The 25,812-nt window shown below is 60.6% G+C and carries 24 protein-coding genes; 15 read left to right on the forward strand and 9 right to left on the reverse strand.

Annotation, left to right across the window (positions count from 1 at the left end):
- The first annotated feature begins 51 nt into the window (after nucleotides 1-51).
- The 4 genes from WG78_RS12655 (at nucleotide 52) to WG78_RS12670 (ending at nucleotide 5,270) form a co-directional block, all read left to right on the forward strand.
- Nucleotides 52-1,293, forward strand: coding sequence for an ATP-grasp domain-containing protein (locus WG78_RS12655; RefSeq protein ID WP_053938188.1), 1,242 nt, complete (start codon nucleotides 52-54; stop codon nucleotides 1,291-1,293).
- Between the two features lie 80 nt (nucleotides 1,294-1,373).
- Entirely contained in the window at nucleotides 1,374-2,447 is a 1,074-nt protein-coding gene (locus WG78_RS12660) for a porin (protein WP_152969183.1), read from the forward strand.
- A 39-nt stretch (nucleotides 2,448-2,486) separates the two neighbouring features.
- Nucleotides 2,487-3,701: an MFS transporter gene (locus WG78_RS12665; protein ID WP_053938190.1), complete on the forward strand. Its 1,215-nt coding sequence runs from the start codon at nucleotides 2,487-2,489 to the stop codon at nucleotides 3,699-3,701.
- A gap of 144 nt (nucleotides 3,702-3,845) precedes the next feature.
- On the forward strand, nucleotides 3,846-5,270 hold the full coding sequence (locus WG78_RS12670; RefSeq protein ID WP_053938191.1) for an aminotransferase-like domain-containing protein: 1,425 nt from the start codon (nucleotides 3,846-3,848) through the stop codon (nucleotides 5,268-5,270).
- Nucleotides 5,271-5,399: 129 nt separating this feature from the next.
- Here the strand turns inward: WG78_RS12670 and WG78_RS12675 are convergent, their stop codons facing one another.
- The 8 genes from WG78_RS12675 to yfcF form a co-directional block, all read right to left on the reverse strand.
- Nucleotides 5,400-6,560, reverse strand: coding sequence for an NAD(P)/FAD-dependent oxidoreductase (locus WG78_RS12675; protein ID WP_053938192.1), 1,161 nt, complete (start codon nucleotides 6,558-6,560; stop codon nucleotides 5,400-5,402).
- Between the two features lie 18 nt (nucleotides 6,561-6,578).
- Complete coding sequence (locus tag WG78_RS12680) at nucleotides 6,579-7,436, reverse strand: N-acyl homoserine lactonase family protein (protein ID WP_053938193.1); 858 nt, start codon at nucleotides 7,434-7,436, stop codon at nucleotides 6,579-6,581.
- Nucleotides 7,433-8,416, reverse strand: coding sequence for a diiron oxygenase (locus WG78_RS12685; RefSeq protein ID WP_053938194.1), 984 nt, complete (start codon nucleotides 8,414-8,416; stop codon nucleotides 7,433-7,435). Before WG78_RS12685 ends, WG78_RS12680 begins: the two co-directional genes overlap by 4 nt.
- 46 nt (nucleotides 8,417-8,462) lie before the next feature.
- A complete protein-coding gene (locus WG78_RS12690; RefSeq protein ID WP_083459021.1) occupies nucleotides 8,463-9,224 on the reverse strand; it encodes a TauD/TfdA family dioxygenase in 762 nt (253 codons plus the stop codon).
- Nucleotides 9,214-10,122, reverse strand: coding sequence for a branched-chain amino acid aminotransferase (locus tag WG78_RS12695; protein WP_053938195.1), 909 nt, complete (start codon nucleotides 10,120-10,122; stop codon nucleotides 9,214-9,216). The genes WG78_RS12690 and WG78_RS12695 overlap by 11 nt, the downstream gene beginning before the upstream one ends.
- Nucleotides 10,119-11,189, reverse strand: coding sequence for an Ldh family oxidoreductase (locus tag WG78_RS12700; RefSeq protein ID WP_053938196.1), 1,071 nt, complete (start codon nucleotides 11,187-11,189; stop codon nucleotides 10,119-10,121). The genes WG78_RS12695 and WG78_RS12700 overlap by 4 nt, the downstream gene beginning before the upstream one ends.
- A 33-nt stretch (nucleotides 11,190-11,222) precedes the next feature.
- The gene (locus WG78_RS12705; protein ID WP_201782428.1) at nucleotides 11,223-12,590 is read right to left on the reverse strand and encodes a KamA family radical SAM protein; all 1,368 of its coding nucleotides are present in this window, start codon (nucleotides 12,588-12,590) and stop codon (nucleotides 11,223-11,225) included.
- Between the two features lie 258 nt (nucleotides 12,591-12,848).
- Entirely contained in the window at nucleotides 12,849-13,481 is a 633-nt protein-coding gene (gene yfcF / locus WG78_RS12710) for a glutathione transferase (protein WP_053938198.1), read from the reverse strand.
- Between the two features lie 361 nt (nucleotides 13,482-13,842).
- On the opposite strand from yfcF, the gene uvrC reads away from it, so the two are divergent.
- Both uvrC and pgsA read left to right on the forward strand, forming a co-directional pair.
- Complete coding sequence (gene uvrC, locus WG78_RS12715; protein WP_083459024.1) at nucleotides 13,843-15,702, forward strand: excinuclease ABC subunit UvrC; 1,860 nt, start codon at nucleotides 13,843-13,845, stop codon at nucleotides 15,700-15,702.
- Nucleotides 15,703-15,824: 122 nt separating this feature from the next.
- Nucleotides 15,825-16,394 carry a CDP-diacylglycerol--glycerol-3-phosphate 3-phosphatidyltransferase gene (gene pgsA, locus WG78_RS12720; protein ID WP_053938199.1) on the forward strand — a complete coding sequence of 190 codons (570 nt, stop codon included), beginning with the start codon at nucleotides 15,825-15,827 and terminating at the stop codon, nucleotides 16,392-16,394.
- 22 nt (nucleotides 16,395-16,416) lie between these two features.
- Here the strand turns inward: pgsA and WG78_RS12725 are convergent, their stop codons facing one another.
- Nucleotides 16,417-17,274, reverse strand: coding sequence for an HD-GYP domain-containing protein (locus tag WG78_RS12725; RefSeq protein ID WP_053938200.1), 858 nt, complete (start codon nucleotides 17,272-17,274; stop codon nucleotides 16,417-16,419).
- A gap of 168 nt (nucleotides 17,275-17,442) precedes the next feature.
- On the opposite strand from WG78_RS12725, the gene aroF reads away from it, so the two are divergent.
- From aroF to lapB, 9 genes are all read left to right on the forward strand, one after another.
- Nucleotides 17,443-18,459 (forward strand): 3-deoxy-7-phosphoheptulonate synthase, encoded by a 1,017-nt coding sequence (aroF, locus tag WG78_RS12730; RefSeq protein WP_053938201.1) that lies wholly within the window; start codon nucleotides 17,443-17,445, stop codon nucleotides 18,457-18,459.
- Nucleotides 18,460-18,560: 101 nt separating this feature from the next.
- Nucleotides 18,561-19,262, forward strand: coding sequence for an META and DUF4377 domain-containing protein (locus tag WG78_RS12735; protein ID WP_053938202.1), 702 nt, complete (start codon nucleotides 18,561-18,563; stop codon nucleotides 19,260-19,262).
- Nucleotides 19,259-20,131, forward strand: a complete 873-nt coding sequence (locus WG78_RS12740) for a prephenate dehydrogenase (RefSeq protein ID WP_053938203.1) — start codon at nucleotides 19,259-19,261, stop codon at nucleotides 20,129-20,131. Before WG78_RS12735 ends, WG78_RS12740 begins: the two co-directional genes overlap by 4 nt.
- A 76-nt stretch (nucleotides 20,132-20,207) precedes the next feature.
- Nucleotides 20,208-21,203: an L-glyceraldehyde 3-phosphate reductase gene (gene mgrA, locus WG78_RS12745; RefSeq protein WP_053938204.1), complete on the forward strand. Its 996-nt coding sequence runs from the start codon at nucleotides 20,208-20,210 to the stop codon at nucleotides 21,201-21,203.
- Between the two features lie 2 nt (nucleotides 21,204-21,205).
- Nucleotides 21,206-21,865, forward strand: coding sequence for a (d)CMP kinase (gene cmk, locus WG78_RS12750; protein WP_053938205.1), 660 nt, complete (start codon nucleotides 21,206-21,208; stop codon nucleotides 21,863-21,865).
- A gap of 206 nt (nucleotides 21,866-22,071) precedes the next feature.
- Nucleotides 22,072-23,772, forward strand: a complete 1,701-nt coding sequence (rpsA, locus tag WG78_RS12755) for a 30S ribosomal protein S1 (protein WP_083459030.1) — start codon at nucleotides 22,072-22,074, stop codon at nucleotides 23,770-23,772.
- Between the two features lie 14 nt (nucleotides 23,773-23,786).
- Nucleotides 23,787-24,071 carry an integration host factor subunit beta gene (locus WG78_RS12760; protein WP_053938207.1) on the forward strand — a complete coding sequence of 95 codons (285 nt, stop codon included), beginning with the start codon at nucleotides 23,787-23,789 and terminating at the stop codon, nucleotides 24,069-24,071.
- A gap of 169 nt (nucleotides 24,072-24,240) precedes the next feature.
- Nucleotides 24,241-24,549 carry a LapA family protein gene (locus WG78_RS12765; RefSeq protein ID WP_053938208.1) on the forward strand — a complete coding sequence of 103 codons (309 nt, stop codon included), beginning with the start codon at nucleotides 24,241-24,243 and terminating at the stop codon, nucleotides 24,547-24,549.
- A 60-nt stretch (nucleotides 24,550-24,609) separates the two neighbouring features.
- Nucleotides 24,610-25,785, forward strand: a complete 1,176-nt coding sequence (lapB, locus tag WG78_RS12770; RefSeq protein ID WP_053938209.1) for a lipopolysaccharide assembly protein LapB — start codon at nucleotides 24,610-24,612, stop codon at nucleotides 25,783-25,785.
- Nucleotides 25,786-25,812 lie beyond the last annotated feature (27 nt).

Consider the following 25,812-nt stretch of genomic DNA (forward strand, 5'->3'; position numbering starts at 1 on the left):
TGGCGTCGCGTGGGTACTGACTTTTATATTTCTGCGCAAAGGTAAACCGAAATGAGAGTTCTGATCATAGGCACCAACCGTCCTTGCCATTACCGCCTGCAAGAGCGCGGGCACCAGATTGTGTTGTTCATGCCGCGCCATCGCATCATTGCCGACGATCTGCACGGCCCGTACCAACACGTGGTGATGCTCGACGACGACACCCCGACCGAGCTGTGGGCCGCCACCGCCGCGGCTTTCCACGCCAACCAGCCGTTTGACGCGGTGGCGGCGTACAACGATCAGGTGCAAGCCACTGCCTATGCCGTGGCGCAACATCTGGGCGTGCCGTGCACCATCGATATTGATTTGCTGCACTTGGTGGCCAACAAGGCCGACATGCGCAAGGCGCTGGACCAGCACGGTATTCCCAGCTGCCGCTATCAGTTTGCGCAAGGCCGCGCCGCCTTGCTGGCGGCCATCGAAACCATCGGTTTTCCGTGCATCGTCAAGCCGGTGGCGGGCGAAGCCAGCGAGGGCGTGGCGCGCATCGACAACGCCGCAGGCATTGCCGAAGCGCTGGACTGGGTGGGCGCGGCCAATATTGAAACCGGCGTAATGGTGGAAGAATTTCTGGTGGGCGAAGAATTCAGCGTCGAAGCCATTTCCAGCAACGGCCAGCACCACGTGGTGGCCATCACCAAAAAATTCAAAGACGCCAAAACCTTTGTCGAGATTGGCCATCTGGTGCCCGCGCCGGTGCCGCAGGCTGACTACCTGGCGATCGAGCAATACGTCAAACGCATCCTGGCCGCGTTTGGCTTTAACAACACGCCTTCGCATACCGAACTGATGCTGACGGCCGACGGCCCGCGCATTATCGAAACGCATACGCGCATCGGCGGCGATCGCATTATCGAGCTGGTTAATTACGCCACCGGCGTAGACCTGTATGACCTGGTGGCCGTGCAAAGCCTGGGCACCGATATCACGCCGCTGCTGCCCGCCACCATCGTCAGCAACCAGAGCGCGGCCATCTGGTATGCCGACCCGTCGGCGTCGGAAAGCCAGCAACTGGCCGAAGTGCGCGGCATGACCGAAATCAAACAGCTGTCGTATATCAAAGCGTTTGATCTGATCCGCAAACCGGGTTCGCGCGGCAGCGCGGTGCGGCATAGTTTTGATCGCTCGGCACTGGCGATTGCAGTGGGCGAATCGCCAGACCAGGCGCTGGAACGCGCGCGCGGCGCGATCAAATCGCTGGACTTTCTGTATGTGTGGAAACCGGCTGCAGCCGTCGCGGAACACGCCTGACGCACCCGCCACCGTCGCTGCGGCATCCTGGCCGCGGCGGCGGTGGCTGCAGCCCGCATAACCATAACAACAAGACCTATATGCATATTGCAATCAAACGTGGCCAGCGCGCTGGCCCGGTGGGGCACGCCGCGCCCAACAAGGCGCGATTTAAATCAGCATTAATCCGTAAAGCGCTTGGTATATTGGTTTTTAGCGGCGCGGCATTGCAATGTCAGGCCACGACGCAAATATTGGGCACGATTGATATTTATACTGAATTTACGCGCACCAATACCCAGCAACGCATGCTGGTGGACCATGACGGATTGAATGCCTCAAAAATTGCATTCAGAAATACCGAAGACCTTGGTTATATGACGGTGATCAGCGATATCGAATATCCAGTGATTGTGGCGCATGGCGTTACGCCGCCCACCGACATCACTGGCCCGCGGCTGGCCTATATGGCGCTGCAGACCGAAGACGGCAAGCTGACGGTGGGCAAACAGTACTCGCCCCATTACCGCGTGTTATCAAAGCTGGATGGTTTTGGCGTGTCGTTCTGGGGCAATGCATATGCCATTTTTAAAGGCGGCAATAAATACCAGTATGGCCGCAACGATATGGTTTTGGAACTAGCGCCGATCACTGATTTAAAGCTGGCATTTGCCGGTGGTTATTCGCCCGGCAATGATAATGATGGTGGCCGCGGTTATTTAACTTTTACCCTCTGGCCCTTGTCACATTTATATATCGGTAGCGCGGCGGTATTTGATCATCGCTATAGCGTGGCCGACCCCGATGCCAAACTGTTTTTATTGGGCGCCGCTTACGAATTTGACTGGGGCCGCATTTCGGCCGGACGCCAACGCATCCGCACCACCCAACTGGGCCAGGTGATCGACGAAAGCACCTGCGGCGGCATTGTGCGGCTGAGCGAAAAGCTGGATGTGCGGCTGGATTATTCATCCACGCGCAACGCCAACGCGCCGCAAAACAAGGCGCTCACTTATGGCCTGGCTGTGGTGTACGCGCTGAACAAACGCGACGCCGTGTACGCCAGCGTGGCCAGTCTGCGCAACGGCAGCAGTTCGGGCGTGGGGTTTGCGCTGCCGGTGGATAGCGGCGGCACCACGCACGATGTGCTGGCTGGCCTGCGCATGAACTTCTGATTGCAGTGTTTTGATATCACCCACAAAGGCAGAACCACTATGGAACCGACAGGACAGCAACGCGGCGTCTCGGCCGTCGTCATTCATTACTTTATGGCCAACTTTGGCTATTTCGGCCTGTTGTCGTCACTGGTGGTGATGCTGACCGCCAAAGGTTTGCAGGCCAGCCAGGTGGCGCTGCTGATGGCTTTGTTCACGTTTGCCAACAAGGTGGCCAAGATTCCGCTGGCGCCATGGCTGGATGGCAGTCCCGCGCCGCGCTCGGTGCTGACCGGTTGCGTGATCGCGGCGGTGGGGCTGGCCACGCTGGGCCAGGTGCAGCAACTGCCGCTGATGGCGCTGGCGCTAATGCTGGCGGGGGTGGGCATCTCGATCAACAACCTGGCCAGCAAGCAGTTGGGCGCGGCGGTCAGTGATTCGATGCAAAGCCGCGCGCGGCTGTTTTCGGTGATCAATGTGGCGGTTAACGTGGCTTCGGCCGTGGCCGCGCCGTTGGCGCTGTATCTTGTCGATCGCAAACAATATGGCTGGGTGGCGGCGGGCATTGCGGCCACCTATGTGCTGGCTGGCGTACTGACCTGGCTGCGGCTGCATCGCGTGGCGGCGGTGATGCAAAAGGCCGGTTCCAGCAACTGGCGCACCTATCGCAACCTGCTGCAACGGCCCGGTTTGCGCGCGTTTTTGCTGATCAATGCGTTTGGCTGGTTTCTGTACGGGCAGCTGTTTAATACGCTGGCGCTGTATGTCTCCAGCGCGCTGGATTCGGCCAGCAAACTGGGCTGGTTGTATTCGCTGAACGCGGTGCTGATTGTGACCTTGCAGCTGCCATTGACCCATATTGCCGAACGCTGGCAGGGTGGGCGCCCCATGCGCCAGGTGACGCTGGCTTTTACCGTATTCATGCTGGCGTTTATTGCCGCGTGGGCGGTGCCCGGTTATCCCGGTGCGGTGGTGTTCGTGGTGCTGTTTACGCTGGCCGAGATGTTGTTTATTCCCAGCGTGGACGTGCTGCTGCTGGGCCTGATAGGCCAGGAAAGCCGCGCCGTGGCCTACAGCATTCTGTCGATCAGCACCGCCGTGGGCGAGTCGCTGGGCGGCGGTTTTGGCGTCACCACCTGGCGCTGGATGAGCAACCACAATCATATGAGCGAATTCTGGCTACTGGTCGCGGGCATGGCGCTCGTGTTCGTAGGCGTAACCGGCTATCTGCAAAGATCCAGCGCCGGTTTGCGGGCCATCCCACAAGGTGCCTGAGCCATTGCCCGGCCCGCGACGCGGCGTTGATACGCCGCGTCGCCACCCCCCAGCCGGGTGTTAGTCCATCCCCCGTAACACGCGTACTCGCCATGGCGACCCAGCAAGCCTGCAGCAGCTCTCTAAACGGGTAAAAACGAAACCATGCGCACGCTTCCCCTGTATCACCAACTCACCAACCATTATCTGGACGCCATCGAGCGCGGCACGCTCAAGCACGGCGACAAAATGCCGTCGGTGCGCACCTTGATGAGCAAGCACGACATCAGCCTGTCCACCGCACTGAATGTGTGCCGCCGCCTGGAAGAACACGGCGTGCTGGAAGCGCGGCCGCGCTCGGGCAACTACATCCGCGCACCGCGCGATAACGCGCCAGCGCCGGCGCCGGTGCAGCCTGGCGCGCAGCTGGACGCCGCCCAGTTTGACGGCGCCAGCTCGCGCATTTCGGCGCTGCTGGCGGCAACGCGCGCCACGTCGGTCAAGGTTAATCTGGCCCATGCGCAAATGGCGCCCGCGCTCTATCCGCATGCCGCCTTGCAACGTTGCATGATGAATACCTTGCGGCGGCAAAGCGGCGTGCTGGGCCGACCCGCGCCCGCCACCGGCCACCCGGCCTTGTGCGGATTGCTGGCGCGACGCGCGCTGATGAGCCGCATGCATCTGACGCCCGAGGACATCATCATCACCCAGGGCGGCACCGAAGCGCTTAACCTGGCCTTGCGCGCCGTTACGCAACCGGGCGACGTGGTGGCGGTGGAATCGCCCACCTTTTTTGGCCTGTTGCAAACGCTGGAAAGTCTTAACCTGCAGGCGCTGGAAATCCCCACCGACCCGCATACCGGCATCTGCCTGGATGCGCTGGAAAGCGCAGCGCAACGGCGGTTGATCAAGGCGGTGGTGGTGATGCCCAATCTGCAGAACCCGCTGGGCTGTGTAATGCCCGACGCGCATAAAGAACGGCTGGTGCGCTGGTGCACGCGCGAGCAGATTGCCGTGATCGAAGACGACACCTATGCCGAACTGGCCAGCCAGGACGCGCCGCTGTCGGGGCTAAAACGCTGGGACGAGGCCGGTTATGTCATCCATTGCGCATCGCTGACCAAATCGCTGGCGCCGGGCTTGCGGCTGGGCTGGATGGCGCCGGGGCGCTGGCGTAGCCGGGTGGGCATGCTCAAGTATGCGCAGTCGCGCTCGTGCGATCTGCTGCCCCAGCTAACGCTGGCCAGCTTTCTGGGTTCGCGCACGCATGAACAACATGTGCGCCAGGTGCGGCTGCAGCTGGCGGTGCAGCGCGAGCGTGTCACCCAGGCGGTGTTGCGCTCGTTTCCGCCGGGCACGCAGGTATCGCAACCCAGCGGCGGCGCGATGCTGTGGGTGCAGCTGCCCACGCCACGCTCAGTGCTGCCCTTGTTTGAACAGGCGCTGCAACGCGGCATCAGCTTTGCGCCGGGGCAGATGTTTTCCAGCTCGGCACATTTTGCCAACTGCCTGCGCCTGAGCGCCGGCATGGCGTTTACGCCCGCCGTGGACGACGCGCTGCACCGGCTGGGGCAAATGGCCGCTGCCTGATTTAAACGTGCATAGGGTGGATCTAGACCCACCATTCAAAGCCGATGAGAAATGCGCGTACGGCCGTGTTCTTTTCGTTGGCTTTGTTGGGTGGGTCTAGACCCACCCTATGGGGGACGTTGACCTCGGTTATGCCGTGGCGGCCGCCACTTCTGCACCGCTTTGCACCAGCGCGGCCACGTGCTCACCCAGCGCCAGCGACGCGGTTAGCCCCGGCGATTCAATGCCGAACAGATTGATCAGCCCGCGCACGCCGTGCTGCGCCTCGGTGTCGATGCGGAAGTCCTGCGCCGCCGCATCCGCGCCAGCCAGTTTGGGGCGGATGCCGGCGCTGTCGGGGCGCAGCGCGCCGTCGGGCAGGCCGGGCCAGTATTTGCGGATTTCGGTGTAAAACGCGGCGGCGCGTTGCGGGTCAGCCGGGTAGGGCGCGATGTGGGCGGGGTCGGCCGCAATGCCGGGGCCATCCAGCCATTGCACATCGGGCCCAAAGCGCACGCGGCCTGCCAGATCGAGCGTTAAATGCACGCCCAGTCCGGCCTGGTTGGGTAGCGGATAAATCAGATGGCTAAAGCGGCTGGGCGCATCGCATCTAAAGTAATGGCCCTTGGCGTAATACGCTTGCGGCACGGCCTGTTGCGGCAGGCCGCTGATCTGTGCCGCCAGCCGCGGCGCCCACAAACCGGCGCAGTTGATCAGCTGGCGCGCGCGCCATTGTGTGCCCATGGCGTCGCGCACAATCAGCATAAAGCCGTCCGCACGCGTCTCGGCCGACGCCAGCTCGGCGTTAAACACAAAACGGGCGCCAGCACGCTCGGCGTCGGTTTGCAATGCGCGCACATAGGCCGCGCTATCGACGATGCCGGTGTCGGGCGACAACAACGCGCCACTGCATCGCAACTCGGGTTCCAGGGCCTGTGCCCGTGCCGCGCTGATCAGCTGCAGATTGGTTACGCCGTTGCGCTTGGCCTTGAGCTGCAGCGCATGCAACTGGTCCAGCTCGTTATCGGAGGTGGCCACCAGCAATTTGCCGCAGCGCCGATAGGCAATCTGGCGCTGCTGGCAATACGCGTACAGCAACTGGCGGCCGTGGGTGCAGAGCTGCGCTTTCAGCGATCCGGCCGGGTAATACAGCCCGGCGTGGATGACCTTGCTGCCGCGCGCGCTGGTGCCCATGCCCGCTTGTGGCGCGGCTTCCAGCACCAGTACCTGGCGGCCTGCGCGCGCCAGCGCCCGCGCCACCGCCAGCCCCACCACGCCAGCCCCCACCACCACAATATCTACGGTTTGCATATGCGACCTCGGTAGCGCTTAGCGCGCGCTGGCCTGACGATAGGCGCTGGTATGGCCCGGAATATCGCTGGGCTGCTCGTGCAGGCAAATGATTTGCGCATCGCCCGCCCAGTGCGGAAAGCGCTGCGCCACCAGCGGATCATGCCCCGGTATCACATGGTCATCGCCGTCGGCCAGTTGGTCGATGGTGTCAAATGCCTCCAGCGTTTGCGCCATGTCGTCCAGAATCGGAAACGGGCTGCGCAGGCGGATATTGGCCCACAAGTGCGCCGAATCCGAGGCCAGCACAATCCAGCCGCGTTGCGTGGGTACGCGCACCACCTGGCTGCCAGGCGTATGCCCGCCCACCGGGTGGATCGTCACACCTGGCACCACTTCGGCCACGCCGCGATGCAGCTTCAGCCGGCCATCAAACAGATGGCGTATGGCAGTGACCACGTCGTCGGCTTCGTAGGTTTTGTTGATGGTGTGATGCGTCATCTTCGGGCCGGTGCAAAAGCGCAGTTCTTCTTCTTGCAAATGCACGGTGGCGCGTGGAAACAGCCCCAGGTTGCCAGCGTGATCCCAATGCAGGTGGGTGATGATCAGCTCGCGCACCTCGGCCGGTTCGATGCCCAGCATGCGCAAAGAGGCCTCGGGCAGGCGCTGCATTTCGCGGTCGCGCTTGTGCGCGGTGGCGGGCTGAAAGCAGGTGTCCACCACCACGGTGTGCTGCGCATTGCGGATGACCCAGAAGTAATAATCCAGCGGCATCGATGCATTGGGGTCGCCGCAGCAGGCGTCATACAAAAAGTTCTCGCGCGCGGTGCGTTTGCCGTTGGCGCCCACGCGAATGGCGTAGACCTCGTACAGCGGGGTGTTGGCGGGCGTGCTCATGCGGCCTCCGTCATGGCTTCGGCGCTGGGGCGCAGCGTGCCGGTAAAGTCAAAGTTCATCTGGTCCAGAATGCCGATATCGGCGGCCAACCGGTGCAGACCGGTGTAATCGCGCATGATGACGCCACCGCGGTTGCGGGTTTGCGCGTCGGCGATGATGGCGGCGGCGTCGGGCACTTGCAGATGCAGCAAAATGGCCTCCCACATCGAGTAGTCCTGCGCCACGAATGCATGCAGGGCGACGGGCAGCATCTGCGCAAAAAACGCGCGGCGCTCGGTGGCCATATTGGCGAACATCACCTTGCCGATCTCGGCCAGCACCTTGCTGTGCGCGTATTCGTCACGGTTGTGCAATTCGGCCACGCGGCGGTTTTGCGGCTGGATGCTCTGGTCTTGCGCCAGGGTATCCAGATACGCGTTAACGCTGATCTCGGCCACCACCGCGAACGCAATCGCGGCCAGATCGCGCTGCCACGGCTCGTTAAGGCCTTGTTGCACTTCTTGCAGACGGCGATAGGTGACGGAGCGCGGCAGGGTCAACGTGTAATCAATCTGGCGCTCGGCGCGGGCGCGTTCGATGGCGCGCAAATGCATCAGCGTGTGGTAGTGCTCGTCGATCAGCGTTTGTTGCATGGCCTCACGAAAATGCCAGTCGTCTTCGCCCAGATACTGGTTGGCGATCACGCTCAGCGCGGGGTTGACCACGCTTTCTTCGGCGGTGACGGTGCGCTGGTTATAACCAATCCAGCCCCACGTGAGGATGGCGCTGCGCGTGGCGGCGTCCAGTTGTGCAAAGCGCGGGTCGTCATGAAACGGCACCATGCTGAGCGGGTAATCGGGCCGCGCCGGATCAAATTCGTCTTCGATCTGAAAACGATCGACGGCGCAGACGGTGGCGCGTTTGGGCCAGGCGCGGTTGAGATGGCGCACCAGATCATGGTTGACCGCGCTGGCGGCGTTGTTGCTTGTGGGTTGCGACATGAACACTTTTCCTGAGGCGAGAGCGGGGTGGCGGCGGGCGTGGCGTTCAGGCCAGCCAGTAGCGGGTAAGGTGGCGCGCCGGGTCCTGGTACTGGCTGCGCGCATGCATCAGCCGCCAGTTGTCCCAGATCAGCACATGGCCTTCGGGAATCAGCACCGGCACCGCTTGCGCGATAAAGAACGCCTCACCGGCTGCGGCGATCTGGTGCAGCGGCGTCTCGGTGTGGTGTTGCAGCGGGTTGGCGATGTCGGCGGCCGACGGATTGACGTCGCCGTAGTTGAACTGGTTGTAGCTGAAGCGGAACAGCGGCTGGCCGTCCTGATGCGTCAGCATCGGGCGTTCAATCTGCTGTTGCGCGGGCTGGCCTGGCTGCGCGGTGGCGGTAAAGCGCACCGGGTTGCGCGTGGCCCAAAGCTGCAGCTCGGCCGGCAGCGCGTTAAAAAACGCCAGGCCATCGGCCAGTTGCGTGTGGCCGCCGCCGCATTGCGCCTGCTTGTGGCAATGCAGCACCAGATAACGCGGGGGTGGGTCATACACCGGCGCTTCGGTGTGCGGGCCGATGCCGTTTTTGCTTTGCGAGTACGGCAGATTGCCAAAGCCGGGCTTGAGCGTGACTTCAAACGTCTCCTGGCCATCCAGTTGCGGGATCACGCGGCCAAAATGCGCCAGCAGCGAGCGCACGCCGTCGGCCACATCGCGCGGCTCGACCAATGTCCAGCCGCGCTCGGCCAGTTCGGCCTGGTAACGCTGCAGCCGCTCGGGCGCCACGTCGGTGGCGGGGTTTTGAATACGGGCTTCAGCCAGCATGGCGTTCTCCTTGCGCGGCGGCGGGCTGCACCAGAGCAAAGTACGCAGCGACCAGCGCTTCGCACACCCGGCCGGGTTTAAATTGATAATGATCAATGCGGCTGACCGGCGTGACTTCAGCGGCGGTGCCGGTCAGAAAGCATTCGTCAAACTCGCCCATTTCTTCAGGCAGGATGTGGCGTTCGATCACTTCCATGCCCATCTCTTGCGCCAGCGCAATCACGGTCTGGCGCGTAATGCCGTTCAGAAAGCAATCCGGGCGCGGCGTGTACAGCCGGTTTTCGCGCGCAAAAAAGATATTGGCGCTGGTGGCTTCAGCCACATAACCGCGCCAGTCCAGCATCAGCGCGTCATGAAAGCCGGCGTTTTCGGCTTTGTGTTTGCTCAGCGTGGCGATCATGTAATGGCCAGACGCCTTGGCCTGAAACGGGCTGCTGGAGGGAGGCGGGCGGCGCCATTCGGCCGTTTGCAAGGTAATGCCGGCCATGCGCGCGGCCGGATCAAAATAACTGGGCCATTGCCAGCATGCGATCGCCACATGAATGCGGTTATTGCGCGCGGAGGTCGCCATCATTTCGCTGCCGCGCCAGGCCACGGGCCGCACATAGCCATCCACAATCTGGTTGCGTTCCAGCAATTGCCGGGTGGCGTTTTCCAGCTCGGCTTTCGGATAGGGCAACTTGATATCCATGGTCTCGGCCGACGCAAACAGCCGGTCGGTATGCGCGCCCAGCTTGAACACCTGGCCGCCATACACACGCTCGCCTTCATACACGGTGCTGCCGTAGTGCAGGCCGTGCGTTAGTACATGGATGCGCGCCGACTGCCACTCGACAAATTCGCCATCCAGCCAGACTTCGCCCGAACGCCGGTCAAACGGAATGACATTGCCGCTCATGCTGTCACCTCCGCGTCTTCCAGCACCAGGGCGCGGGTTTCCAGCACGCCCGCGCGCTCGCCTTCGCGCAGCAGGGCTTCGATTTCTTCGGGCAGGGCCGGAATACCGTGCTGCAGCCGTTGTTGCCGGTTGGCCGCTTGCGGGTCTCCCGCCACTTGTACCCGCGCGCCGTCACGCGCCGGAGTGGCGCGCACGTCGTCCATCAGGCGGCTGACTTGCTGGCGAAAGCTGGCCGGGTTGGCAAATGCGCTGGGGTCGATGGCGATCATGAAGTGGCCGATATTGCGGCCGGTATCAAAGCGCCCGGTGTCCAGATGGTCCAGTTCGTGATCGAGCGGCATGCTGGCCAGCAGGCAACTGAGGATCTGCACCATCATCGCCAGGCCCTGGCCTTTGTAGCCGCCCAGCGGCGACAGCGAAACCACATCGGCTGGCTGCTCGGTGGGCTCGCCCGCGGCATTGAGCACCCAGCCCAGCGGCAGCGCCAGACCGTTTTTGCGATAGTGTTTGATTTGCGAATACGAGATCTGGCTGGTGGCCATATCCAGCATAAAACGCTGCTCGCCCACGCCCGGCGCCACAAAGCAGATCGGGTTGGTGCCAAACATGGCCCGCTTGCCATTAAACGGCGACATGCGCGCCGCGGCGCTGGTGGTGACCAGGCCGATCATGTTGTGGCGGGCGATTTCGAGGCCATAGATGGAGGCCGCGCCAAAATGGTTGGAATTGCCGACCGCCACCGCGCCGATGCCATGGCTTTGCGCAATGCCCACCGCCAGTCGCGCGGCATGCAGCCCGGCGACGGTGCCCAGTGCGGCATCGGCATCCAGCGTGGCCATCGCGCCCTGGCGACGGCGCAGCATAAAGTGCGGTTTGGCTTTGCTGCGGCCTTCGTCCAGTTCACGCAGGTACAGCGCAAACAGGCGCAGGCCGTGGGTATCAATGCCCATCAACGAGGTTTCGACCAGCGCATCGGCAAACCAGCGCGCGTGTTCGGTCGACACGCCACGGCGTTCCGCGGCGCGTTGGCAGATTAACCGGGCAATGTCCGGGTTCAGGTGTTTCATGGTGTGGAGTCCAGGTTCGGTAAAGGGCCGCGCTTACACGGCCAGAGTCAGGGCAATGGTTTTGCGCGGCGCGGGTTCGGCGTCGTGTTCAAAGAAAAAGTGTTGCTGGCCAAACGCGGGCACCAGGTCGTCCAGCCACGTGGCTTGCGGATCAAAGCGCGCGTAAAACGGGCGCAAGACCCAGTCCGGATTGCGGGCCTGCAAGAAGGTCAGCACAAACACTTTTTCGCCTGCCACCACTTCGATGCCGTTGATCACCACCTTGCCGTAGAAGGTGCTCATCGACGGCCCGCGCACGGTGCGCGCCAGGCCAGACACGCCGGTGTAGGCGGTGCGGAAAATCTGGAAAGCCTGTGCCAGCGGTAGCTCGAAATAGTGGCTGGGGCCGGTATCGCGCTCGACAAACATGTAATAAGGAATCGCGCCCAGGCGTACGCCTTCCACCCACAGTTCGCGCCACGCATACGGGTCTTCGTTGATATGGCGGATGACCGGCGACTGCATGCGCAAGGTGGCGCCGGTGCCGGTAATGCGGCGCACCGCTTCTTTGGCAATGGCCGGGCGCAGCTCCACCGGATGGCTGTAATGACCCATGATCGCCAGGTTTTTGCCCGAGGCGACCACCTGGCGGAACAACGCCAGCAGCGCATCGGCATCTTTATCGGTAACAAAGCGCTGCGGCCAGTACGCCACCGATTTGGTGCCGATGCGGATGCTCTTGATTTGCGGCAGTTGCAGCAGCGGCTCGATGTATCCGGCAAGCGAGCGCGTGTTCATGATCAGCGGATCGCCGCCCGTGATCAGCACATCGGTCACTTCGGGGTACTGGCGCAGATAAGCCACCAGCTCTTCCGCCTCACTGGCGTTGAACTTGAGTTCTTCTTCACCAATAAACTGCGCCCAGCGAAAGCAGAAGGTGCAATAGGCGTGGCAGGTCTGGCCCGCGCCGGGGAAAAACAGCACGGTTTCGGGGTATTTATGCTGCACGCCCGCCAGCGGTTTGCCGTCCAGCAGCGCGGCGTTATGCGTGAGCTGGCCCGCCGGATGCGGATTCATGCGGCGCCAGATCAATTCCACCCTGCGCTTGATTGCCACCTGATCGCCCGCGGCAATTAATGCGTGCAACGATTCATATTCTTCTTCCAGCAACATATCGCGATGCGGAAAGGTGAGCCGGAACATCGGATCATTGGGTACATTATTCCAGTCGATCAATGTGCTCAATACATATTGATTGGTGCGAAAAGGCATAACGCGCGAAACAACGTTAATGGCTTCCTGTAATTCAGGCGTTAATTTATGCCAGTATTCAGTATCCTGAATCGACTTGGCTGTATAAGGCTTGAATTTTTCAAACTCGATCACATCCTGCACAATCCGCCTCGCAAAAAAAGTAAACAAGCTTCATGCCGGTAGCCTTAATGCGCCATTTAATGCACGCGCTATCGGGCCTTTGCGCTAACCATTGCTCGGGGCGTAACAGGGCGCGCCGCCGTTTAAAAACGGCTGCGGGGTTACGGCCACGATGAATCAGTCAGATCGGGTTACCCCACCGCGATAACGGCGGGCTGGCGCTCTGGCGCAATGAGGCCAGAGGGCGCCTGCGGGGCGGGTGCGCCGCCGCAGGGTTTTATTCGGGCTTGCGCCCGCGTACGCGGCTTAGCGGGTTTGCTGCACCCAACGTTGCACGCTGTTGCGCTGCCACTGCTTTTGCACATACGCCGCCAGGTTGGCCGGTACCTCATCGCCATTGGCTACCAGGCGGTTAAGCATCACGGCCAGATCGGTATCGGCAATGCTCCATTCGCCAAACAGCGGGTCGGAACCGTGATCCAGCAACTGGTTGGCCACGCGGAACAGTTTGTCGACGGCCACGCGTGCTTCGTCGGATAAAGGCGTTTCTTTTTTGCCAAAGTAGATCAGATCAGCCGGGCGTTCTTTGCGCACCACCAGCAGATCGCTGCGCAGCCACGCCTGGATTTGCCGGGCGCGGGCGCGGTCATGCGCGGCCTTGGGGTACAGCGCGCGGCGGCCGGTTTCGGCAAAGGTTTCGTCCAGGTATTCAGCAATGGCCGAGGATTCCGACACGTTAAAACCGTTGTGCACCAGCGTGGGCACTTTGTTGGTGATCGACAATTGCGTGTAATCGGGCAGGTAATTGGCGCGCTGTTTCAGATCGACTTTGACGATATCAAATTCGAGTTCTTTTTCGGTTAAAGCCACAAATGCCGACATGGCAAATACGCTGACAAAATCCGCGCCGACATACAGCGTTAATTGGGGATTGCTCATCATGACTCCTGGTTTATATCGATTTGATGACACTTGTTTGAATTCTGCTAACTGGTGGGTGTTCTTTTGCGATATTGGCCTGGCGTTGCCGCGATTATCTTGCTGGCCTGTTTTTAACTTACGGCCGGATGTTATAGCGCTTTCAAAGCAATCTATAGATACAGAAAAATTTCATTTAATGAATACAGGTGCATAGCAGATTAACGGTATTAAATAGCAATTTATGACATTCGAATAAAGCCCGAAAAGCGCGTCTGAAACGTGGGGCCAGGCGCGCACGCACAGGGCTGCCACGCGTTGTGCTTTCAGCACCTGGCGCAGTGTTGCTAAAATCGGGGCTGAATTTTGATCCAGGCCTCTCATGTCCGACTCCGTGGCGCAAGCCGCTCCTGATTCCGATCCCCAAGCCCGCCTTGAACGTCACCTGGCGTTTGTAAAAGCGCTGCCGCTGCTGCCCGGCGTGTATCGCATGCTGGCGGGCGATGGCACGGTGCTGTATGTCGGCAAAGCCATCAGCTTGCGTAAGCGTGTGGGCTCGTATTTTCAGAAAAACGACCACAGCCCACGCATCCGCCTGATGCTGACGCAAGTCGAGCGCATCGAAACCACGGTGGTGCGCTCCGAAGCCGAAGCGTTGGTACTGGAAAACAACCTGATCAAGGCATTGGCGCCGCGCTATAACATCTTGTTTCGCGACGACAAAAGCTATCCCTATCTGGTGGTGACGGGCCATAAAACACCGCGACTGGCGTATTACCGCGGCGCGCTGGACAAGCGTAATCAGTATTTCGGGCCGTTTCCAAGCGGCTATGTGGTCAAGGAAAGCATTCAGCTGTTGCAGAAGGTGTTCAAGCTGCGCACCTGCGAAGACACGGTGTTTGCCAATCGCTCGCGCCCCTGTTTGCTGCATCAGATCAAGCGCTGTTCCGCGCCCTGTGTGGACCTGATTACGCCCGAGGACTATCGGGCCGACGTCAATAACGCGGTGCTGTTTTTAAACGGCCGCGCCAACGAATTGCTGCTGGAGCTGGAAACGCGCATGGCGCGTTTGTCGGAAGAGTGGAAGTTTGAAGAAGCCGCCGCCATCCGCGACCAGATCCAGGCGCTGGCGCGGATTCAGGAACGGCAGTTTGTGTCGAGTAATACCAACGAGCTGGACGCCGATATCGTCGCCGCCGTGGTGGAAAACGGCACGGTGTGCCTGAACCTCGCCATGGTGCGTGGCGGCCGACACGTGGGCGACAAAAATCTGTTCCCCACGCACGCGGAGGATTACGACGAGGCCGAAGCGCTGGAAGCCTTCCTCGCCCAGCATTATCTGGACCGCACGGTGCCGCCGGTGGTGATCTGTTCGCCCGCGCCGCCCAATCTGGACGTGCTGACGCAACTGTTGACCGAGCAAGCGCAACGCAAAGTGATCATCAACGCCAATCCCAACGGCGAACGTCGGGTGTGGCTGGAAATGGCGCGCAAAAACGCCAGCCTGGCCATCCAGCAACGCAGCAGCCATGCCGCCAGCCAGTCCGGGCGCTTGCAAGCGCTGATCGAAGCTTTGGGTTTGCCGGAAGACGCGGCACGCATCGAGTGCTTTGATATTTCGCACACCATGGGCGAGGCCACCGTGGCGTCGTGCGTGGTGTTTGATGATGGCGATATCCAGACCAGCCAGTACCGGCGCTACAACATCAATGGGATTACGCCGGGCGATGACTATGCCGCCATGCGCCAGGCCTTGACGCGCCGTTATGAGAAAATTGCAGCTGGCGAAGGTAAGGTGCCCGATCTTATTTTGATCGACGGCGGCAAAGGTCAGTTGTCGATGGCTGAGGCGGTGATGGAAGAGGTGGGCCTGCCGCAACCGGCGCTGATCGGCGTGGCCAAAGGCGAAACGCGTAAAGCCGGGCTGGAGCAACTGGTATTTGCCAGCACGCACAATGTGCTGCAACTGCCCCGCGACCATCCGGGCCTGCACCTGATCCAGCAAATCCGCGATGAGGCGCACCGGTTTGCCATTACCGGGCACCGTGCGCGCCGCGCCAAGGCGCGTGTGGCGTCCAGCCTGGAAGAAATTGAAGGCGTTGGCCCCAAGCGGCGGCAGAAATTGCTGGCGCGCTTTGGCGGGCTGCAAGGCGTAAAAGGCGCGGGCGTGGATGATTTGATGCAGGTGGACGGTATTAGCCAGGCGCTGGCCGAGAAGATTCATGCCGCATTGCGGGGCTAGTCGCTGCGTGTTGCCTGCGCGCGCCGCCAATTTGAAAACGGCGTGTAAATGCACGCAGCGCTGTAAGACTAGCTGCGCATGTGCTGTTAGAATGCGGGTTTTGAACCGGACCGTGGCCCGCGATGCCTTTTAATCTGCCGATCTTTCTGACCTGGCTGCGTGTAGCCGCAATTCCGGTATTTGTCGGCTTGTTCTATCTGCCCGACACCGCGGTTGCCATGCCGATGAAGAACATGATCGGCACCGCCATCTTTGCCGTGGCGGCGCTTACCGACTGGTTTGACGGGTTTCTGGCGCGGCGCTGGAACCAGACATCGTCATTTGGCGCTTTTCTTGATCCGGTGGCCGACAAGCTGATGGTGGCTGCGGCGCTGATCCTGCTGGTGGAACTGGAGCGCGCGCCGTCGTGGCTGGCCGTCATTATCATCGGTCGCGAAATTACCATTTCTGCATTACGTGAATGGATGGCACAGCTTGGCAAATCGCGCAGCGTGGCCGTCGCTACCATCGGCAAATTCAAGACCACGGCGCAGATGATCGCAATCCTGTTCCTGCTCTGGAACGACCCGCTCATCCCCGGTGTACCCACCTTGTTTATCGGAATGCTCGCGCTGTATGTCGCCGGCGTGCTGACCATCATTTCGATGTTCTATTACTTGCGCGTGGCGGCACAGCAGTTTCGCAGCGTGTAACCGGCACGATGCCGGCGTGGACTTAGACCACGCCGAGGGCCACGCGCTCATCCAGTTGTGCGCGGATTTCCTGCGCCAGACATTGCACCAGTTCGTGATCAACGCTGAGCGGGCGCGCGCTGATATGCACCGGTAGCGGCCGCAAGTGCCAATCATTGGCGTTGCCCAATACCTTGAAACCGGTGCGACAAGCCGGGCAGGCGATCACATCGCCGCTACGGGTTTTGTGGGGAATGGCGATGATCGGGCCGCAGGTGGGGCAGTGCTGCATGGCGATACCTTTCTCGGAATGCCCCGCGATGTCGTCAAACGCGCCTGCGCGCGCCATCTTGATAAAGTGTCGCGCCAGTCCGCCATCAAATTGCGTATCGATATTATCTTCAATGGCTTGCAAGGCGGGCTCGATGCCGAGTTGGCGGCGATAGGAGCGCGTTGAGGTCATCGCATCAAACGCGTCTACCAGCCCGACGATGCGCGCCACCAGCGGCAGCGCGTCGCCTTGCAGACCTTGCGGATAGCCCGTGCCATCGGGTGTTTCGTGATGCATCAGCACCGATTCACGGACCAGATGCGCTAGCGGATGGCCCACCAATGCGGCCAGACCGGTTTCCGGATGCGCGCGCATGGCATCGAACTCTTCGTCGCTCAGGCGGGTCGGTTTATTGAGGATGGTTTCGGCCACGCCGATCTTGCCCAGATCATGCACCAGCGCGCCGAGCGTAATTTGCGCGACGTCGGGCGCGGGCAATTTGAGATCCAACGCCAGGCGTCGCGCCAGTTGCGATACGCGCCATAAATGTCCGCCCGCCCACGCGTCGCGCGCTTCCACCAGGGCGGCCTGGGTTATCAGGCTGATCAACAAGCGGGTCAGTAAATCCATATCAGCCTTGTGCTGGGGTTGCTGTGATTACGCTAAAAACGGCCGCGTAAGCCGTGTAATGACCTGATTGGCACTCGTAGAGGTTGCCTGAACCGGCGCTCTGGTTTCCAATCGGGGTCTTGCGCTTTTTGCCTTCCCGTCTTCGGACACGAATATTCAGGAACAACCATGATTATCGTCATGCAACAAAACGCCACCGCTGCACACATCGATGGCGTCATCAGCGAGATCCGTAAGGCGGGCTTGCAAGAGCATGTCTCGCGCGGCGCAGAACTGACCATCATTGGTGCCATTGGCGACGAAAACAAGCTGGACCTGGCGCATTTTGAAATCATGCCCGGCGTGGAACGCGCCCACCGCGTGGCCAAGCAATACAAGATTGTCGCGCGCGCGACGCACCCGCAAGGCTCGGTGATCCGCGTGCGCGGTATTCCGATTGGCGGAGAACAGATTCAGGTGATTGGCGGGCCGTGCTCGGTGGAAACCCAGGCGCAAATGGATGAGTCGGCGGCGGCGGTCGCGGCGGCGGGATGTCGCATGATGCGCGGCGGGGCATTCAAACCGCGCACCAGTCCGTATGCGTTTCAGGGGCTGGGCGTGGAAGGGCTGGAGTTCTTTCAGCGTTCGGCGCGCCAGCACAATCTGCCCATCGTGACCGAACTGATGGATGTGCGCATGCTCGACACTTTTATCGAGCATGAAGTCGACGTCATCCAGATCGGCGCGCGCAATATGCAGAATTTTGATTTGCTGAAAGAAGTGGGGCGCGTCAACAAGCCGGTCATCCTCAAACGCGGCTTGTCGGCCACGATTTCGGAATGGCTGATGTCGGCGGAGTACATTGCGGCGGGCGGCAATCACAACATCATTTTTTGCGAGCGCGGCATCCGCACGTTTGAGACGGCGTATCGCAATGTGCTCGATATCACCGCCATCCCGGTCATCAAGCGCGAAACGCATTTACCGGTGATCGTCGATCCGAGCCACGCCGGGGGCAAAGCCTGGATGGTGCCTGCCCTGGCGCAAGCGGCAGTGGCAGCAGGCGCTGACGGTTTGTTGATCGAAATGCACCCCAATCCCTGCGAAGCGTGGTGTGATGCCGACCAGGCGCTGACCCCGGCCGAGCTGAAACAACTGATGACCACGCTGGGCGCGATTGCCCAGGCAGTGGGGCGTTCGATCTGATTGATTTGATGGCCGCGAACAGCGCGCAGGCAACTGATCGCGCCCGCCGTGGTCGCATGGCATTGCCCAAAACAGATAAACCAACACATCCGGAGAACCCAATGAAACTGCTGCAAACCTGGCTGGTGGCCGGCGCGTTACTGGCGGCCAGTCTTAGCGCGCAGGCGCTGTCGCTGCTGGATGGCGACTATGAGCTGCAGTCCTGGCGCATTAATGGTCAGGAATTGTCGGCCAAAGCCATCGACGAACAACAGCGTCCGGTGACGATGAGCATCAAGGGCGCAAAGATCAGCGGGTTTTCGGGGTGCAACCGGTTTATGGGCGCGATTGAATATCCCGACTTCAAGATCGGCCCGCTGGCGGGTACGCGTATGGCGTGTCTGGATACCGAGTCGTCCGAGAAAGAACGCGATGTGCTGCAGTTGCTGAACAAAGCGAAAAGTTATGACCTCACCCGCGATGGCAAGCTGGTGTTCAAATCCGGCAATACCGACCAACTGGTGTTTGTGCACAAGGCGCAACTGGTCGAGAAAGTCATTCAGATTGCCCCGGAAACCGTGCCGTGCACGGCGGGCGCCGCCAAAATGGATTGCCTGCAGTTCCGGGAAAAGGCCGATGGCCCATGGCAGCTGTTGTATGGCGGCATCGAAGGCTTTAACTACGCGCCGGGCAAACTGTATACGTTGCGCATTTCCGAAGCGCCGGTTGCCGATGCGCCTGCGGATGGCTCCAGGATCAAACGCACGCTGCTGCAGATCATCAGCACGTATCGCGAAGAGGACGTGCAAGGTAAAGCGCAATGACCCCTGTGCGAAAACTGGTGCTGCTGGGCACTGGCTTGATCGGCGGCTCGTTTGCGCTGGCGTTGAAACGCGTGCGGCTGGTGCAGCACGTGGTGGGCGTAGGGCGTAATCCGGACAATCTGGCGCGCGCCATCGAGCTGAATGTCATTGACGTCGCCACCGCCGACGCGGCCGAAGCGGTGGTCGATGCCGATCTGGTGTTGCTGGCCACGCCGGTGGGCCAGATGGGCGCGCTGATGCAACGTATCGCACCGCACCTTGCGCCCGGTTGCCTGGTCACCGATGGCGGCTCCACCAAGCAGGACGTCTGCGCCCTGTTTCGCGAAAACCTGCCGGAGCATCTGGCGTGGTGTGTACCGGGCCATCCGATTGCCGGTTCTGATTTGTCGGGGGCTGCGGCGGCGCAATACGGTTTGTTTGAAGGCCGTCGCGTGGTGCTGACGCCCTTGGCGGAGACCGACCCGGCCAGTACCGCCCGCATTGAAGCGTTGTGGCAGCAATGTGGCGCGGTGGTGCATACCATGCAGGCGGCGCAGCATGACGGCGTATTCGCGGCCGTAAGCCATATGCCTCACTTGCTGGCTTTCGCATATATGAATACCGTACTGGCGCGCGCCGACGCCGACACCTGCCTTGAATTTGCTGCGTCGGGCTTTCGCGATTTCACCCGCATTGCCGGCTCGCATCCCGATATGTGGCGCGACATCGCGCTGGCCAATCGCAGCGCTTTGTTGCAAGACCTGAAATCCTGCGCTGCCCAGTTGCAACAAGTGATTGCGCTGGTTGAAGCCGAAGACCGCGATGGCATGACGGATTATTTCGCCCAGGCCAGTAAAGCCCGCGTGGCCTGGGGCAACCGCAAGCGGTAACGCTAAAAGAAAAAACAACAAGGTCGCGCCCGCAAGGGCGGGCCATCACGACGACACACATGGACAGGACTAAAGCATGACTTATATTGCGCACCCCGACCGTTACGATGACCGCATGCCGTATCGCCGCTGCGGCAACAGCGGCCTTAAGCTGCCGGCGATTTCGCTGGGTCTGTGGCACAACTTTGGCGACAACAAGCCGTTTGATAACTCGCGCGCCATGGTGCGTGCCGCGTTTGATGCCGGCATTACCCATTTCGATCTGGCCAACAACTATGGCCCGCCCGCCGGTTCGGCCGAAGAAACGTTTGGCCGTCTGCTGGCGACCGATCTCAAGCCCTATCGTGACGAGCTGATCATTTCGTCCAAAGCGGGCTGGCAGATGTGGCCGGGCCCGTATGGCGATTTCGGCAGCCGCAAATATCTGATGGCCAGCTGTGATCAAAGCCTGAAGCGCATGGGCCTTGAATATGTGGACATCTTCTATTCGCACCGTCCTGATCCGGATACCCCGATTGAAGAAACCATGGGTGCGCTGGACGCCATCGTGCGTCAGGGCAAGGCGCTGTACGTCGGCATTTCGTCGTACTCGGCCGAGCAGACCAAAGTGGCTGCGCGCGTGCTGAAAGAACTGGGCACGCCTTGCCTGATCCATCAGCCGTCGTATTCGATGTTGGATCGCTGGATTGAGGATGGTCTGACTGACGTGCTGACGGAAGAAGGCATCGGTTCGATCGCATTCTGCCCACTGGCGCAAGGCCTGCTGACCAGCCGCTATCTGAATGGCGTCCCTGCGGATTCGCGCGCGGCCGACAGCAGCAACCCGTTCTTGTCCACCGACAAAGTGGAACAGCGTCTGGCGCAGGTCAAAAAGCTGAATGAAGTGGCCGTGGCGCGCGGACAGACGCTGGCGCAAATGTCGCTGGCGTGGGCGTTGCGCACCGTTACCACCGTCATCATCGGCGCCAGCCGCGTCGAGCAAATCGAAGAAAACCTGGGTGCGGTCAAAAACCTGGACTTCTCGGTGGAAGAACTGGCTCGCATTGAAGACATCCTGGCTGGACGAGGCTAAGCATGGCAGTACCGGTAATTGCCATCGACGGCCCTTCCGCGTCGGGCAAAGGCACGATTGCACAACGTGTAGCGGACGCGCTCGGTTTCCATTATCTGGATTCCGGCGCGCTGTACCGGCTGACGGCGCTGGCCGCCAGCCGCCAGGGCATCCATTGGGATGACGAACATGGTGTAGCCGCGGTGGCGCATGCGCTGGATGTGCGCTTCGCAGGCGAGCACATCTATCTGGCGGGCGATGATGTCAGCCACATGATCCGCTCGGAAACCATCGGCGTGGGTGCGTCGCAAGTGGCGGCGCTGCCGCTGGTGCGCGCGGCCTTGCTGGAACGCCAGCGCGCGTTTGCGCAAGCGCCGGGTCTGGTGGCCGATGGTCGCGATATGGGGTCGGTGGTGTTTCCGCAGGCGCCGCTCAAGGTGTTTTTGACGGCAACTGCGGAGGTGCGCGCCGAACGCCGCTACAAGCAATTGATCGGACGTGGCGAAAACGCGGATCTGGCAGCCATTACCGCTGATCTGGAAGCGCGCGATGCGCGGGATCGTGCGCGCTCGGTGGCGCCGCTGCGGCAGTTGCCCGACGCGCATTTGCTGGAAACTTCGGCGCTGGGCATCGAGGCCGCGGTAGGGCAGGTGCTGCAATGGTGGCATGCCAACGCCGCCTGACCTTCCGATAATCGCTAAATACTTGAAGCGATGCGAAGAATTCTTTAACATCGCTGCTTTCGCGAGTCGACCCTGTAGCTGGTGGCTGGCTCGCCTTTGCGCCGACAGGCGCGTTTTGGTGATCAATCCTGCGCAAAGCAGGCCTGATCTGGTGTAACTAACCCCCTCCGGGCCTCAAGTCCGGGGATGCTGGAACTTCTCAACACATGACAACTGCAACCCTCAACACTTCCATGGAAAGCTTTGCAGCGCTTTTCGAGGAAAGCCTCACGCGTCAAGAGATGCGCGCAGGTGAAGTGATTACCGCCGAAGTCGTCGGTATCGATAATAACTTCGTGACCGTGAACGCCGGTCTGAAGTCGGAATCGCTGATTCCGCTGGAAGAGTTCAAGAATGACAACGGCGAAGTCGAAGTTGCAATCGGCGACTTCGTGCCGGTGGCGATCGACAGCCTGGAAAACGGCTACGGCGAAACCAAGCTCTCCCGTGAAAAGGCCAAGCGCCTGGCCTCGTGGATCGAGCTGGAAGACTGCCTGGAGAAGGGCGCCGTGATGACCGGCGTGATCTCTGGCAAGGTCAAGGGCGGCCTGACCGTTATGGTCAATGGCCTGCGCGCCTTCCTGCCGGGTTCGCTCGTCGACATCCGTCCGGTAAAAGACACCACCCCGTTCGAAGGCAAGCAGATCGAATTCAAGGTGATCAAGCTGGATCGCAAGCGCAACAACGTGGTGGTTTCGCGTCGCGCCGTTCTGGAAGAATCGCTGGGCGAAGAACGTCAGAAGCTGCTCGAAACCCTGCGCGAAGGCGCAGTGGTCAAGGGTATCGTCAAGAACATCACCGACTACGGCGCCTTCGTGGACCTGGGCGGTATCGATGGTCTGCTGCACATCACCGATCTGGCATGGCGTCGCGTGAAGCACCCGTCCGAAGTGCTGGCTGTTGGCGATGAAGTCGAAGCCAAGGTCCTGAAGTTCGATCAAGAGAAGAACCGCGTATCGCTGGGTCTGAAGCAACTGGGCGAAGATCCGTGGGTGGGTCTGTCCCGTCGTTACCCGCAAGGCACCCGTCTGTTCGGCAAGGTGACCAACCTGACCGACTACGGCGCGTTCGTTGAAATCGAACAAGGCATCGAAGGCCTGGTGCACGTGTCCGAAATGGACTGGACCAACAAGAACGTTCATCCGTCCAAGGTTGTTTCGCTGGGCGACGAAGTTGAAGTGATGATCCTGGATATCGACGAAGAGAAGCGTCGTATCAGCTTGGGCATGAAGCAATGCGCGGCTAATCCTTGGGACGAATTCGCTGAAAACTTCAAGAAGGGCGACAAGCTGAAGGGCGCGATCAAGTCGATTACCGACTTCGGCGTGTTCGTTGGCCTGCCTGGCGGCATCGATGGCCTGGTTCACCTGTCCGACCTGTCGTGGCAAGTGACTGGCGAAGAAGCCGTGCGCAACTTCAAGAAGGGTGACGAAGTTGAAGCCGTTGTCCTGTCGATCGACGTGGACAAAGAGCGCATCAGCCTCGGCATCAAGCAACTGGAAGGCGATCCGTTCAACAACTACGTGGCCAGCAGCGACAAGGGCGCCATCGTCAAGGGTACCGTCAAGTCCCTGGATGCCAAGGGTGCTGTGATTGCGCTGACCGACGAAGTTGAAGGCTACCTGCGTTCGACCGAAGTTTCGCGTGACCGCGTTGAAGACATCCGTTCCGTCCTGAAAGAAGGCGATGCGGTTGAAGCCATGATCATCAACGTTGATCGCAAGAATCGTTCGATCAACCTGTCGATCAAAGCCAAGGACATGGGTGACGAGAAAGATGCGATGTCGCGTCTGTCGTCCGACGCCACTGCTGGTACGACCAACCTGGGTGCCCTGCTCAAAGCCAAGCTGTCCGGCTCGGCTGAGTAAGGAATTCAGGCAGCATGACGAAGTCCGAGCTCATCGCGAAACTCACCTCGCGCTATCCGCAACTGGTGACCAAAGACGCTGAGCTGGCCGTCAAGACCATACTCGATGCCATGGCCAAAAGCCTGGCTCAAGGTCAGCGCATCGAGATCCGTGGCTTTGGCAGCTTTGACCTCAACTACCGGCCGCCACGCGTCGGTCGCAATCCGAAGTCCGGCTCTCGAGTCGAGGTTCCGGAAAAGTTCGTGCCCCACTTCAAAGCGGGCAAGGAACTGCGCGAGCGCGTAGACGAACTGCTGTAATTGCTAGCTAGTCCCTCAAACGGCGTCCTTCGGGGCGCCGTTTTTACGTTGTATTGTGTCCATGTAGCGTAAATATGCCGATGTCGTTACAGGCTCAAGGGAAATCCAGGATAGCCCGCCAGGCTTAATCGGCTACAATACGGCCGTAATCAAACAGAGCGGATGGCCTATGCGTTACGTCTACGGATTGATCAAGTTGCTGGTGTTTATCGTGTTGCTGGGCTTTGCCATGCACAACGCCGACACGGTGTCTTTGCAGTTCTTCCTCGGTTACAGCTGGGAAGCACCTCTCTCGATGATCCTGTTCGTATTCTTTGCCGCGGGCGCCGTATTCGCCTTTCTGGCCATGCTGGGCCAGGTGTTCCGTCTGCGCCGCGAAGTGGTGGCGCTACGCAAGGAACTGCGCGTCCGTACCCCCGCGCCGGTTGAGGTGGTCAGCGAGCCGCTGATGGTGGAACAACCGCGCGATGCCCTCTAAGCGGGCTGCGTTTCTTTCTTTTGACTGCAAGACCAGTCTCAACTGGCCAGGTTCTTGTCCATGCTAGATTCCCAATACTGGTGGCTGATCTCTTTGCCGGCGTTTTTTGCGCTGGGCTGGATGGCGGCACGTATCGATATCAAACACGTTCTGTCCGAAACACGCTCGCTGCCTGCTGCGTATTTCAAAGGGCTTAACTATCTGTTGAACGGCGAGACCAATCGCGCCGTCGACGTCTACGTTGAAGTAGCGCGACACCATGCCGAAACGGTGGAGCTGCAATTTACGCTGGGCCATTTGTTTCGCCGCCGCGGCGAGCTGGAACGCGCAATCCGCATGCACCAGAAATTGCTGGCGCGTAACGAGCTGAACGATGTGCAGCGCCAACAAGCGCAGTTCGAGCTGGCGCAGGATTTTATGAAAGCCGGCTTGTTTGATCGTGCCGAGGCGTTGCTGACCGAACTGCAGCACACCGATAACGCCCGCCTGGCGCGCACCGAATTGCTGGCCGTGTATCAGCAAGAAAAAGCCTGGCGCAAAGCGATCGAGATTGCACAACAGCTGCGTGACGACTCGCACAACTATCAGCACGAGATCGCCCAGTTCCATTGCGAACTGGCCGAGCAAGCGATGTCGCGTTCTTTGCCCGAAGAAGCGCATATCGAGCTGAACGCCGCACTCAGCGCCAACCGCCAATGCGCGCGCGCGCGTTCCTTGCTGGGCGATCTGGCCATGGCTGCAGGCGATGCCGATGAGGCGATCGCGCAATGGCTGGCGATTGAATCGCAAGACCCGGATTACCTGGCGCTGGTGGCACGACGCTTGCTCACCGCATGGGATGCCAAGGGCAAAACCACCGAAGGCACGCATTTGCTGCTGCGTTTGCTGAGCCAGTATCCCGAACTGGACGTGCTCGACCTGACTTATGAGCGCTTGATGGCGCAAAAAGGCCTGGAAGACGCCTACCAGTTTGTGCGTGAACGTCTGCGCAATCATCCGACCATGCCGGGCCTGCGCCGCTTGCTGGAAACCCATCTGTTGATTGCCCCGGACGATCAGAAGCCGGAGCTGGAAATCATCGTCAAGTTGCTCAACGATGCAACGCGCGAACAATCGATGTATTACTGCGGCTCTTGCGGCTTCAAGGCGCGCCAGTACTTCTGGCATTGCCCGGCTTGCGCCGAGTGGGAAACATTCTCCCCCGTGCGCGGCCAACGCAGCCGCACGCCGCATTAAGGCGTGGATAGCGCGCCGCAGCGCAGA

This window comes from Amantichitinum ursilacus, from assembly GCF_001294205.1.
Lineage (GTDB): Bacteria > Pseudomonadota > Gammaproteobacteria > Burkholderiales > Chitinibacteraceae > Amantichitinum > Amantichitinum ursilacus.